The following is a 13,175-nucleotide window of genomic DNA, read 5'->3' on the forward strand; positions in this document are numbered from 1 at the left end:
CTTCCGCCCGGGGCCCTTTTATTTCCGGCACAAGCGCATTATGTTTGTACTTGCTGCAGAAAAACGGCTCTTCCTATATACGGAAGAGCCGGCCTGTCGTTTCTTATTGTTTTCTTAAATTGGCATGAAATGTGTTTTCTACATGGTCCAGTACATTTTGATGTGCCTGCTGCATCTCTTCTTCTGCTAAAGTACGATCGGGATCAAAATAGATGAGGGAAAATGCCAGAGACTTTTTCCCTGCTTCCATATGTTCCCCGTCATACACATCGAATAAAGAAACGTGCTTTAACAGCGGGCTTCCTGTCTCTTCAATAGCTTTCTGTACCGCTCCAGCTTCTACTTCTGTATCTACTACAAGCGCGATGTCTCTGGTAATAGAAGGAAACCGGGGAATAGGTGTGTAAGTAACCGGTTCTTCTATTGATTCAATCAGCTTGCCTAAATGAAGTTCAAATACGAACGTTTCTTTAATATCCCATTCTTTCTGCACTAATGGATGGATTTGGCCAAGGTATCCGATGTACATACCCTGTGCATAAATATCTGCGCTGCGCCCGGGATGCATATCTTTCATCGACGATCGATCAAAACGAATATCCCGGCCCCAGCCAAGTTTCAACAGCAGATTTTCCACGATCCCTTTGACCGTAAAAAAGCTTGTTTCCTCCTTGGCAGTTCTCCAGCCCGCGTCGCTCCATTTTCCTGTAATGGCTCCGGCAGCATATTCATACTCTTCCGGCTGTCCTGTCAGTGTTTCTTCTTTGCTCTGGAATACAGAACCCACTTCAAAAACAGCGGTATCGGCATTCTGACGGTTTTGATTGTACTGAATCACATCAAGCAGATGCGGTATCAGGCTTGCCCGCATCGTACTGCGTTCTTCACTCATCGGCATCGTCACTTTGATCGGATAGCCCGGTCCGCCGGATAAAAACCGCTCAATCATCCGCGGTGACGTTAACGAATATGTGACTGCTTCATTCAGCCCCGCACTTTCCAGGAAACGCCTTACCTTTCTTTTCTGCTTTTGGGCTCTTGTAAGAGAGCCCGGCGTTAACGCACCTGCGGGCAGCGTGGATGGAATTTCATCGTATCCATAAAGCCGCGCAACTTCTTCAGCCAGATCTGCTTCTATGAAGATATCCCATCTTCTCGACGGTATTTCCACATCAAATGTTCCATTTGTTTCTTTATAAGGAAAGCCAAGCCTGTCAAAAATAGCAGCCACTTCTTCGCTGTTCAGCGCCAGACCAAGCATGTTATGAAGCTTTTCGGTCCTCGTCTGTACAACTCTTGGAGAGCGGTCTCTGGAATCATGTACAGAACCGCTTTTTTGAACTTCTCCACCGGCCAGTTCCACCAATAAAGCTGCAGCTCTGTCGGCTGCTTCATCTGCGCGTAAATGATCAATGCCTTTTTCAAACCGTACGCTGGATTCACTGCGCAGTCCCATATCTTTCGATGCTTTTCTAACTAATGCCGGGTCGAATACTGCTGTTTCCAGAAGAATCGTCGTTGTATCATCCTGGACTTCCGAAAAGCTTCCGCCCATCACCCCGGCAAGTGCTGTCGGCTCTGTACCGTTTGTAATAACCAGATAGTCAGGCGAAAGTTCACGCTCTGTTTCATCGAGCGTTGTCATTTTTTCGTTCATCTCTGCGCGGCGCACGACAATTTCCCTGGAGCCGAACCGGTCCAGATCAAACGCGTGAAGCGGCTGGCCGTATTCTATTAAAATGTAGTTTGTAATATCAACCGCATTATTGATTGGACGAATACCTGCAGCAATCAAACGGTTCTGCATCCAGACAGGGGAAGGCTTAATTTTAATGTTACTAATGACCCTCGCATTGTAGTAAGGTGCGTCTTCGGCATTTTCCACTTTAACCGTTACCGGTGCATCCGTAGTATCTCCATGCTCTTCTACCCGGGTATTGGGATGAGTGACTTTTCTGCCCAATAAAGAAGCGACTTCATACGCCGCACCAAGCATGCTCAGGCAGTCGGCTCTGTTTGGTGTAAGATCAAGTTCCAGGATAGTGTCGTGAAGCTGAAGAGCCTCCACCGCACTGCTTCCGGTTTCTACGCCGTCAGGGAAAATATAGATTCCCTCTGCGAAGTCTTTTGCGACCAGCTTCTGTTCGATGCCAAGCTCCTGCAGGGAGCAGATCATTCCTTCAGAGGCCACTCCCCGAAGTTCTGTAGAAGAAATAGACACATTTCCAGGCAGGACGGCGCCGGGAAGTGCGACTGCCACTTTCGTGCCGGCTGCTACATTGTGAGCGCCGCAGACAATCTGGCTTTTTCCTGAACCGGTGTCTACCTGGCAGACATTCAGCTTATCGGCTTCCGGGTGTTTTTCGATAGAGAGGATTTCTCCTACGACGACCGATTCAATTTGTTCGGTTCTTTTATATACAGCATCTACTTCAATACCACCACGGGTAAGACGTTCCGCTGTTTCTTCCGGGGTCACATCCCGTACATTGACATATTCATTCAGCCATTCATATGAAACTAACATCTAATCCCTCCTTATATCTGCTTCCATTGGTTTAAGAAACGCATGTCATTCGTGTAGAAATGACGAATATCATCAATACCGTACTTTAAGAGGGCAAATCGTTCTACACCCATTCCAAAAGCAAAACCGCTGTATTCGTCGGGATCAAACCCACTCATCTCCAGCACCCTTGGATGCACCATACCAGCACCCAGTACTTCAATCCAGCCGCTCTGTTTGCACATGCGGCAGCCGTTTCCTCCGCAGATGCCGCAGGTTACATCGACTTCTACAGAAGGTTCTGTAAAAGGAAAAAAGCTCGGGCGCAGACGGATCGTCCGCTCTTCACCAAAATATTTCTTCACAAATGCTTCCAATATTCCTTTCAGGTCACTCATTCGGATATCTTTATCCACATATAGTCCTTCGATCTGCATGAACTGATGAGAATGTGTCGCGTCATCGTCATCCCGGCGGTATACTTTACCCGGGCAGATGATTTTAACCGGGCCTTGGCCCTGATGCTTTTCCATTGTACGTGCCTGTACCGGGGATGTCTGCGTACGCAGCAATAGATCCTCCGTGATGAAAAATGAATCCTGCATATCGCGGGCCGGATGCTCTTTCGGGAGATTCAACGCTTCAAAGTTATAGTAATCCGTTTCAATTTCCGGTCCTTCTGTAACAGAGAAACCAAGACCTGTAAAAATATCCTCGATCTCCTCGACAACTGCGGTAAGCGGGTGTCTTGATCCCTGTTTCACTGCATCTCCCGGAAGCGTTACGTCAATGGTTTCCCCGGCAAGCTGCTTGTTTAATTCCTCCGCCTCGAGGGATTTATTTCGTTCGTCCAGCTTTTCCTGGATTTCACCCCGCACTTCGTTTGCAGCCTGGCCGACTTTAGGCCGTTCTTCTGCTGAAAGCTTGCCCATTCCTCTTAACACTTCTGTAATCGGGCCTTTTTTTCCTAAGTATTTTACCCGCACCTTTTCTACATCTTTTTTATCTCCGGCCTGGTTTAATTCCTCCAGTGCCTCGCTCAAAAGTGCCTGTAATCGTTCAATCATTTTATTTCCTCCTGCCATATAATCGCTCTTCGCGTGTTTTGGACAAATAAAAAAACCTTCCTCCCGGAAAGGGACGAAAGCTCGCGGTACCACCCTTGTTAATCCTGCCGCTGCCGGCAGAAATCACTTATACAGCGTAACGTGCTGCCAAACGGGACACCTTTTCGATTTCTCTACTCCGGCTCCGGCTCTGGACTGAATTCATCCGTTATTTGCACATGAGAATGCTCTCAGTCTAGGCATTCTTTCCCTGTATGGCAGCCAACGGACTACTTATTTCCTTCAATGCTTTTTATATGAATACAGTAAAGTATAGATAATAATGCTTTTGTTTGCAACCGTCCTGCTAATTTACTTTGTGCAGGTAGTATAAAAGAATGCCGGTCGCTACCGAAACGTTTAATGATTCCGCTTTTCCGTAGATCGGCACATAGATATTCTGATCTGTTTTTTCCAACAGCTTTTCATTCACACCGGCTCCCTCGTTGCCGATAAGCAGCGCAAATCCCGGCTGCGGTTCAATCGCGGTGTGCGTCGTTCCCCCCTGCAGAGAAGTACCAAATACAGGGATGCTTTTATCCCGGCAGCGTTTTATCCAGTCTTCGAGGTCTCCCTGCAGAACAGGCACATGAAAAAACGATCCCTGGGTGGAACGGATTACTTTATCATTGTACACGTCTACCGTGCCTTCACCGAGAACAACAGCCTTTGCCCCCACCGCATCTGCGGTCCGGATCATCGTTCCGAGGTTGCCGGGATCCTGCACGTTATCGACTAACACATAGATTTGATTGTCTTCCGGCTCGATGGCTTCCTCGGGGATCATTTGGCAGAGTGCAATAATACCTGGAGGCGTTACGGTCTGGCTCATATCTTTCATAACGGTTTCTGTTACGAGCGTAACGGGAATCGCTTTTCGCTTTTCCTCCGGTGGAAGGAGCTCTTCTGCTATGACAAAAATATCTGTAATCAGATTTCCATAAACGAGCGCTTCCTCTACAAGGTGTCTGCCTTCTATAACAAAAAGCTGTTCTTTTTCGCGTTTTTTTCGTTTCGTCAGCTGTTTAATTAATTTTACGGTTGTGTTTTTTGTAGAATCTATTTGTTTCAACAGGCTGATCTCCTTTTGTACCGGCGTTTTTTGTTCATCCTCTATCTTACCTTGAATCCAGCCTTTTTTACATATTTTATTTGTATTTGCTCAAAAAAGCCCACAAGGTATCCTTGTGGGCTGAAGCTGGCTGATTAATTATCAAAAACAATTGATTTTACTTTATCTTCATCCAGCACTTTGCTGATTTCCACAAGCAGCTGCACCGCATGTTCAAAATCATCACGGTGAAGAATCGCTGCATGGGTGTGAATGTATCTGGTCGGCACCGTTATCGCAAGCGAGGGTACGCCCTCTCCTGATAAATGAATCGATCCGGCATCTGTACCGCCGCCGCTCATCGCGTCAAATTGAAAAGGAATCGAATGCTGATCGGCAATATCCGTTACAAAATCACGAAGACCTTTATGAGCCACCATAGAGTGGTCATAAATCAGCACCTGCGGGCCTTTTCCAATCTTCGCTACGGCATCGTTGCTTGTTACTCCCGGTGTATCTCCGGCAATGCCGACATCAACTGCGAAGCCGATATCAGGCTTCACTTTATTTGCGGCCGTTTTGGCACCGCGCAGGCCGACTTCTTCCTGTACAGCCCCTACGCCGTATACTTCGTTAGGGTGTTCGGTTTTTTCGAGGCGTTTTAATACTTCAACAGCAATGGCACATCCGATGCGGTTATCCCATGCTTTTGCCATTAATAACTTCTCATTATTCATCACTGTAAAGTCACAGATCGGAACGACGGAATCTCCTGGACGTACGCCAAATGATTCTGCTTCTTCTCTGCTCGAGGCGCCGATATCAATAAACATGTCTTTGATTTCGACTGATTTCTTGCGCTGCTCCGGCGGAAGAATATGCGGCGGCTTGGAGCCGATGATACCTGTAATGGTGCCTTTGCGGGTCATTACTGTCACACGCTGGGCGAGCATCACCTGGCTCCACCATCCACCGACCGTTTGAAATTTCAAAAACCCATTATCATCAATCGTTGTAATCATAAAGCCGATTTCATCAAGATGCCCTGTAATCATTATACGGGGGCCGCCCTTTTTACCTGTTTTTTTCGCAATCAGGCTGCCGAGATGATCCGTAGTAACCTCATCGGCGAAAGGCTCAATGTATTGCCTCATTACATCCCTTGGTTCTTTTTCGTCTCCGGGAATCCCTTTTGCATCTGTTAAATCCTTCAGCATTTGAAGCGTTGGTTCTAATTCAGCCATATTCGTTCCCCCTTCAGTATGTAGTGCCTGCAACATTCTTAGTATAAAAGGAAATGTTTCGATACTCAAACAATTTCTATTATTGTGCCTGGTCTTCTCCGATTAATACCCATTCTGCTGTCTTTGATGATTCGTTTCGTTTTTCTTTTTATAGGCCTGGACGATTTCGTCTTTAGAAAAGTCCAGCTTTTCCCCAAGCAGCAGGTACTCTTTAAACAACTGCATAAATGCGTCTTCAGATAGATGACGGCTTAACTCTGCGGAAGCTTCGTATACATCCTGAAAATGCCGGGACAACGCAGAATCTTTAAGCTGTTCCATTTCAGGGATGCATTCCCACTGCTGGTCAATACCCATTGATAATAAAAAGTGAATGCCGTCCACGTACTCTTCGAGGATCACATCTCGGCTGGAAGCAGGCTTCAGGCTCCAAAACTTAAAACAGCGGGTTTCGTTGGCAAGTTCTCCAAGCTCTACTTGAAAAGCGAGAAGTTTTTGTAAAAAGGTTTCCCTGCTTCTTTCCAGGCCGTGTGTGGCTAATATTTTTTCATCAAGCTCTCTTTGAATAGAATATAAGGACTGCATGTTTTACGCCTTCTTTCTCATTATTATGGCTTCAGGTGAAACGTTCTTTCTATTCTATCGTATATTCTGGTAAGAATGAATGAAGAAACGTATAATATGACAAGAACAGATGCCATGTCTTCATCACTGATTAATTATCCCAAACTGTAATGCAAGGGAGGAAACACTATATGATGGCACTATTACTGCGCCTGCTGCTTCTCATCGCTTTAGTGATTATTGTATATACAGCTGTGCAGTATTTTAAGAATCCTAAACGCAAACTGGAGATGGCGCACAGCAAAAAATATTTTTATTTTTTGGATGATATTAAAAATGTCCGGAAAAATTTTCTTATTACGTATAAAGGGGTTATGTTCGAAGGCGAAAAGTATTTAGGTTCCACATCTACTTCCTTTGATGTCGTCTCCATTTCTATATGGGTCCTGGACCGCGAAGCCCTGCAGGGACTTCAGCGCAAGGATTTTGAATTTATGGAGAAAGAAATCCATTCCAACTACCCGGATGCCGAGCTAGTTTGGAAAAGCCCCATTAAGGAATTTATTAATAAATCCGAACCATAATTGTTTGAACCGATCCTGCATTCAGCTTAGAGAAGAATCTCATAGAAAAAGGACGCGCCCCATGGGCCCGTCCTTTTTTGTTAATTATTTTAATTTAGCTTTTGCCTGATCGGCAAGTGCCGTGAAAGCTTTCTCGTCATTTACTGCAAGATCAGCAAGCATCTTGCGGTTCATGTGAATGTCAGCCTGCTTGAGACCGTACATTAAACGGCTGTAAGACAGTCCGTTTAAACGGGCAGCTGCGTTGATACGCGTAATCCAAAGCTTACGGAATTCGCGCTTCCGCTGTCTGCGATCCCGGTATGCATACTGAAGTGATTTCATTACCTGTTCCTGAGCCGTTTTAAATAAACGGTGTTTGGAACCATGATACCCCTTTGCAAGTTTTAAAACCTTTTTACGACGACGACGTGCCACATATCCGCCTTTTACTCTTGGCATCGTCCATCCCTCCTTTAATTTCTATTTATTATCGTTCCTTTTAATCATTTTGGTATTTATGGAAGCATCTGTTGGATACGCTTTTGGTCTGATGGATGCACCAAGCCCTGTTTGCTCAATCTGCGTTTTTGCTTTTCAGATTTGTTGCGGAACATATGGCTTGTATAAGCGTGTCCACGCTTGAGTTTACCAGAACCAGTTTTCTTGAAGCGCTTTGCAGCTCCTCTGTGAGTTTTCATTTTAGGCATGTTATTTCCTCCTTAGCATGTGATAAAACGATAGGCCTTACGCTTTTTCGCTTGTGTCTTTTTTATCCTTATCAGATACAGGTTTATCCTTATCAGATATAGGTGCCAAAATGAGGAACATACTGCGGCCTTCCATCTTGGGCTTTGTTTCAATGGTGCTTACGTCTTCGCAGTCTTTAGCAAGACGATCGAGCACTTTTTTTCCGATGTCGGAATGAGTGATCATTCTTCCACGGAAACGAATAGCTGCTTTGACTTTATCGCCTTTTTCCAGAAACTTCCTGGCATTACGGAGCTTTGTATTGTAATCATGCTCTTCAATGTTCGGGCTCAGCCTGACTTCTTTAATGTTGATAATTTTTTGTTTTTTACGTGCTTCTTTGTCTTTCTTCTGCTGTTCGTAACGGAATTTTCCGTGATCCATAATACGGCATACAGGAGGTTTTGCATTAGGAGCAACCAAAACCAAATCAAGATTCGCCTTTTGGGCTAATTCAAGTGCTTCAGACTTAGATTTCACACCAAGCTGATCGCCATTTGCATCAATTAACCGAACTTCACGTGCACGAATTCCATCATTAAGCTTAACGTCTTTACGAATAATGAGCCACCTCCGAATTTTTTTGAACCTTAGCACTTATGCGCAACTTTATGTCTGTCTGCCGGTTGTAACCTCGGGGACAGATCACTCAAATGAGACAAGAGCATATAAAAAGGGTGCATGAACGTACCATGCACCCTGAAATCTGTCTCATAAATGGTTATATTGCTTTACCATAATACCTGTCAGCTGCGATAGGCGCCGTTCAGGTGAGAAGCGGGTGCTTCTTCTTGCTTTGGTTTCGTTTTTTGACACTAGGAAAGAATACCATATAGGTTAAACAGTGTCAACGTGTCCTGAAATAATTATTTTGTGATCTCCTCAGAGATCGAAGCAATAAAGGCACCGATTTTGGCAGTATGGGTTTCCTGACTGCCGTAGCTCCGGATATTCACTTCGTCGGCATCCTGTTCTTTATCTCCTAGTACCAGCGTGTACGGGATTTTTTTCATTTGGGATTCGCGGATCTTATACCCCAGCTTTTCCTCCCGTACGTCGAGCTCCACCCGGACACCCGTACGGCGGAGTTCTTCCTGTACGCGCTCTGCGTATTCCATGTGGGCATCCAGGGAAACTGGAATGATTTTCACCTGAACCGGTGACAACCATACCGGCAGTGCTCCTTTATACTCTTCCAGAAGAAAAGCAACAAAGCGTTCCATCGTAGATACAATACCACGGTGAATGACAACCGGGCGGTGATCTTCGCCGTCTTCGCCGACATACGTTAAATCAAAGCGTTCCGGCAGATGGAAATCAAGCTGTACGGTCGCCAGCGTCTCTTCTTTGCCAAGAGCTGTTCTTACCTGTACATCCAGCTTCGGTCCGTAAAAGGCGGCTTCTCCTTCTGCTTCCACGTACTCCACCTGCATATCATCCATAGCTTCTTTTAACATGCTCTGCGCTTTTTCCCACATTGCATCATTGTCCACGTACTTTTCTTTATCTTCCGGATCGCGGTAGGACAGACGGAAATGATAATCATTAATGCCGAAATCATCGTAAACTCTTTGAATCAGTTCTACTACCCGTTTGAATTCACCGAGCAGCTGGTCCGGTCTTGCAAAAATGTGAGCGTCATTGAGCGTCATTGCACGAACACGCTGCAGGCCGGAGAGAGCTCCTGACTTTTCATAGCGGTGCATCGTTCCCAGTTCTGCAATACGCACCGGAAGGTTCCGATAGCTGTGCTTCTGCTGTTTGTACACCATCATATGGTGCGGGCAGTTCATTGGGCGGATAACGAGGGTTTCGTTGTTATCCATTTCCATCGGAGGAAACATATCATCCTGATAGTGATCCCAGTGACCGGACGTTTTATAAAGCTCTGAGCTTCCAAGAACAGGTGTATACACGTGATCGTACCCAAGCTTTTCTTCCAGATCCACGATATAACGCTCAATTGTACGACGGATGGTTGAACCTTTAGGCAGCCACATCGGCAGCCCCTGGCCTACTTTTTGATTAAGCGCAAAAATTTCAAGCTCTTTCCCAATCTTACGGTGATCGCGCTCCTTGGCTTCTTCCAGCATTTTCAAATGCTCATCGAGCTCTGTCTGTTTCACAAAGGCTGTACCATAGACCCGCTGCAGCATTTGATTGTCGCTGTTCCCGCGCCAGTAGGCACCGGAAATACTCATCAGCTTGAATTTCTTAAGCTTGCTTGTGCTCGGCACATGAATTCCTCTGCACAAATCAACGAATTCTCCCTGTTCATACAATGAAACCGTCTCGCCTTCCGGAATCGCTTCCAGGAGCTCGAGCTTCAGATCATCCCCAAGCTCTGTAAACAAGGCTTTTGCTTCTTCCCGGCTTACTTCTTTACGAACAACCGGAAGGTTCTCATCAATGATTTTTTTCATTTCTTTTTCAATAATAGGAAGGTCTTCAGGGGTTAAAGCGTGAGATAAATCCATATCATAATAAAAACCGTTTTCTATAACAGGACCAACACCGAATTTTGCATCCGGATGCAGGCGCTTGACAGCCTGGGCCAGAAGGTGGGCTGAGCTGTGGCGGAGAATTTCCAGCCCCTCCGGCTGCTGGTACGTAATAATTTCAATCGTTCCGCCCTGCTGAAGCGGCTCTTTTAAGTCGATCAGTGTCCCCTCCAATTTACCTGCAAGGGCCTGTTTTTTCAGGCCCGGGCTGATCGATGAAGCAATCTCCTCAAATGAAGTACCGGACGGAAATTCTTTTGCTGCTCCATCCGGAAAAATAAACGTAAGCTGCTCTGCCATTATGCCATCTCCTTTTATATTGTCTGTCGTCACTGGAAACACAAAAAAACCGCCCCTTATGATAAGGGGCGATTTTGTCTCGCGGTTCCACCCTTGTTCCCGTCCTGCCTCATCGGCAGAACCAGCTCAAGTCCGGGTAACGTCCGGGGGTCGTCAGCGGATACTTATTGTTCCCCGCTGCTGCTCCAAGGCGGTAAAAAGAATGTCCCTTAAAAAGCTCTCAGCATCTGCTTTTTTCTCTGTATAAGAGGCCTGCTCCTTTTCATGTCCTTTTCTCAGCATCTCCATGTTTAACTGTTCATAATTATAGTCACACTTCCAACGGAATGCAACAGCTGTTTCGTGTTTTAATTCTGCATCACAAAATCTTTTTCAGCTTTGGACTCTCCGTCAAAACGATGCAGCACATTGTATTTTGTATCACGCTGAGCCGGGATTTTCCCTGCTTCGCGGATTAAACGGAGCGTTTCATTCGTATTGACTTTATGCGTCGTGCCCGCAGCAGAAACGACGTTTTCTTCCATCATTGTGCTTCCGAAATCGTTGCAGCCATATTCAAGGGATTTTTTCCCTGTGACCGGCCCCATCGTTACCCAGGACGACTGGAAGTTCGGAATGTTGTCCAGGAAGAGCCTGGAAATGGCAACATTGCGGAGATAGCCGTCCGCCGTAATGATTTCGCCCTTCAGGTTGGTATTATCCGGCTGGAACGTCCAGGAGATAAAGGCAAGAAAGCAGTCGGCTTCATCCTGTGCGTCACGGACTCTTTGCAGGTGAAGCGCTCTTTCTTCATTGGATTCTCCAAGTCCTATTACCATCGTAGCCGTTCCGTGCATACCGACTTTTTTAGCTGTCTTCATGCAGTCAATCCATTCTTTCCATGTGGACTTCAAACGGCTGACTTTCTTCCTTGTTTCTTCGGTTAAAATTTCTGCACCGCCGCCGGGAAGGGAATCCAGACCGGCTTCATGAAGCTCCGTGAGAACCTCTTCAAGCGTAAGACCGGAGACTTCCACCATTTTGTAAATTTCTGCCGGAGAAAAAGAATGCATCGTAATGTCCGGAAATCGTTTTTTTATGTTTCTTAATAAATCTGTATAGTAGCTGAATGGAAGGTCCGGGTTTGTACCGCCCTGCATTAAAATTTCTGTTCCGTTGACATCTGATGTTTCCTTAACTTTCTGGAAGATTTCTTCATCAGAAAGAACATAGCCTTCTGAAGATCCCGGCCTGCGGTAAAAGGCACAGAATCTGCAGTATGTGTCGCAGAGGTTCGTATAGTTAACATTCCGTCCTACTACAAATGTCGTTACAGGCTCCGGATGCCATTCCTGCATCTTCTTGTTGGCTGCCGCTCCCATTTTTTCAATTTCATCGCTTTCATATAAGCGGACAGCATCTTCCATCGTTAAGCGCTCCCCTTTCAGGGCGCGGTCCAGAATAGAATCTATACTCATCGTAAAACCTCCATCATTAATCAAGATATACCGCGTGTATCCAGCAGCATTATTTATCCTGTACACTGTTATTTTCGATTACTATTTTATGGTATCATAATTTCCAGTCATTTTCCCAATACCCGCACTCAAAAAACGGTCCATTTTCCTTAAATAAGGCGGAAATGAAAACGTTTTTCCAATAGGATTCGTTCAGCTGCTGCGCTTGTTATCCCCGTCTACATGGACAGCTTCCGTTAAATGTTTAATCCGCTCCATAATGCGGCTTGCCTTCATGTCTTCGGTACCGCCGCGCTGGGAATATGCCAGGTGATTTTCCAATTCTTTATAATTATAGTTGGACGTATACAGAGTCGGCAGCTTTTCCATCATACGGTACTGCAGAATAACTCCCAGCACATCATCCCGTATCCAGGCAGACGTTGTTTCTGCGCCTATATCATCGAGAATAAGCACATCCACTTTTTTGATGCTGTCTATTTTTTCCTGAGTGGTACCAGTGGAAAGAGCTTCTTTCATTTCCCGGAAAAAATCCGGGGCGTAGACAATAATAGTCGATATGTTCCGTTTTGCCAGCGCATTAGCCACAGCCCCCATAATAAAGGACTTACCTACACCGAATTTCCCGTGAAAATAAAGGCCTTTGGCATTCCCGCCCGGATCTGCACCTTCTACAAATTCGATTGCTTTTCTGGCTGCTTCCGATCGGCTGGAGTTATCGAGTTCAATATCATCAAACGTAGCTTCCACTACTTCCGATGGGATATACAGGCTTTTTATCAGCCGGCGGTGCTTTACTCTTTCATCATGCTGCAGCTTTAAAGAGCATTTATGATAGGCAACGCTCCATTCCCTGCCGCTCCCGGTCAGTTCGGGCTGATAGCCCTGCATCATATTAGGGCACAAATCGAGTCCCGGACAGGCATCACAGTGATCCCGCTCCCGTTTATACTCAAAAAGCTTCATCATGTTACGTTCTAAATCACCGTTTGTCAGGTCCGGGTGCTTTGCTTTAAACTCCAGGATACGCGGGTCTTTTAACACCTCATCCCGGAGCGTATTGTACCTGTTCCGCCATTCTTTTTGATTCATCCACTTATCGAGGGATGATTTAATGGGATCCATTGAGTGTC

At 45.8% G+C, this 13,175-nt stretch carries 12 protein-coding genes and 1 other annotated feature; of the genes, 1 reads left to right on the forward strand and 11 read right to left on the reverse strand.

The genetic code is table 11. The features are described from left to right. Positions 1-103 precede the first annotated feature (103 nt). The 5 genes from pheT to AC5W14_RS02880 form a co-directional block, all read right to left on the reverse strand. Complete coding sequence (pheT, locus tag AC5W14_RS02860; protein ID WP_496193644.1) at positions 104-2,527, reverse strand: phenylalanine--tRNA ligase subunit beta; 2,424 nt, start codon at positions 2,525-2,527, stop codon at positions 104-106. Positions 2,528-2,538: 11 nt separating this feature from the next. Next, positions 2,539-3,573: a phenylalanine--tRNA ligase subunit alpha gene (pheS, locus tag AC5W14_RS02865; RefSeq protein WP_496059117.1), complete on the reverse strand. Its 1,035-nt coding sequence runs from the start codon at positions 3,571-3,573 to the stop codon at positions 2,539-2,541. 346 nt (positions 3,574-3,919) lie between these two features. Next, a complete protein-coding gene (locus tag AC5W14_RS02870) occupies positions 3,920-4,684 on the reverse strand; it encodes a TrmH family RNA methyltransferase (protein ID WP_496059116.1) in 765 nt (254 codons plus the stop codon). Between the two features lie 134 nt (positions 4,685-4,818). Beyond that, positions 4,819-5,907 carry a M42 family metallopeptidase gene (locus AC5W14_RS02875; protein ID WP_496193645.1) on the reverse strand — a complete coding sequence of 363 codons (1,089 nt, stop codon included), beginning with the start codon at positions 5,905-5,907 and terminating at the stop codon, positions 4,819-4,821. Positions 5,908-6,009: 102 nt separating this feature from the next. Continuing rightward, positions 6,010-6,492 carry a dUTP diphosphatase gene (locus AC5W14_RS02880; RefSeq protein ID WP_496059114.1) on the reverse strand — a complete coding sequence of 161 codons (483 nt, stop codon included), beginning with the start codon at positions 6,490-6,492 and terminating at the stop codon, positions 6,010-6,012. 170 nt (positions 6,493-6,662) lie between these two features. Here AC5W14_RS02880 and AC5W14_RS02885 point away from each other — a divergent pair, with 170 nt between their 5' ends. Continuing rightward, entirely contained in the window at positions 6,663-7,055 is a 393-nt protein-coding gene (locus AC5W14_RS02885) for a sigma-w pathway protein ysdB (protein ID WP_496059113.1), read from the forward strand. An 84-nt stretch (positions 7,056-7,139) separates the two neighbouring features. Here AC5W14_RS02885 and rplT read toward each other — a convergent pair whose 3' ends face one another. From rplT to dnaI, 6 genes are all read right to left on the reverse strand, one after another. Then, positions 7,140-7,496, reverse strand: a complete 357-nt coding sequence (gene rplT / locus AC5W14_RS02890; protein ID WP_496059112.1) for a 50S ribosomal protein L20 — start codon at positions 7,494-7,496, stop codon at positions 7,140-7,142. 56 nt (positions 7,497-7,552) lie between these two features. Next, on the reverse strand, positions 7,553-7,744 hold the full coding sequence (gene rpmI, locus AC5W14_RS02895; protein ID WP_252315662.1) for a 50S ribosomal protein L35: 192 nt from the start codon (positions 7,742-7,744) through the stop codon (positions 7,553-7,555). A gap of 37 nt (positions 7,745-7,781) precedes the next feature. Then, on the reverse strand, positions 7,782-8,381 hold the full coding sequence (infC, locus tag AC5W14_RS02900; protein WP_496059111.1) for a translation initiation factor IF-3: 600 nt from the start codon (positions 8,379-8,381) through the stop codon (positions 7,782-7,784). Positions 8,382-8,447: 66 nt separating this feature from the next. After that, positions 8,448-8,583, reverse strand: a sequence feature (ribosomal protein L20 leader region). Between the two features lie 67 nt (positions 8,584-8,650). Beyond that, entirely contained in the window at positions 8,651-10,585 is a 1,935-nt protein-coding gene (gene thrS / locus AC5W14_RS02905; protein WP_496059110.1) for a threonine--tRNA ligase, read from the reverse strand. A 347-nt stretch (positions 10,586-10,932) separates the two neighbouring features. Further along, complete coding sequence (gene mqnC / locus AC5W14_RS02910) at positions 10,933-12,042, reverse strand: cyclic dehypoxanthinyl futalosine synthase (protein WP_496059109.1); 1,110 nt, start codon at positions 12,040-12,042, stop codon at positions 10,933-10,935. Positions 12,043-12,234: 192 nt separating this feature from the next. Further along, positions 12,235-13,167 (reverse strand): primosomal protein DnaI, encoded by a 933-nt coding sequence (dnaI, locus tag AC5W14_RS02915; RefSeq protein ID WP_496059108.1) that lies wholly within the window; start codon positions 13,165-13,167, stop codon positions 12,235-12,237. Between the last annotated feature and the right edge of the window lie 8 nt (positions 13,168-13,175).

Source organism: Sinobaca sp. TMA16-18, assembly GCF_059510535.1.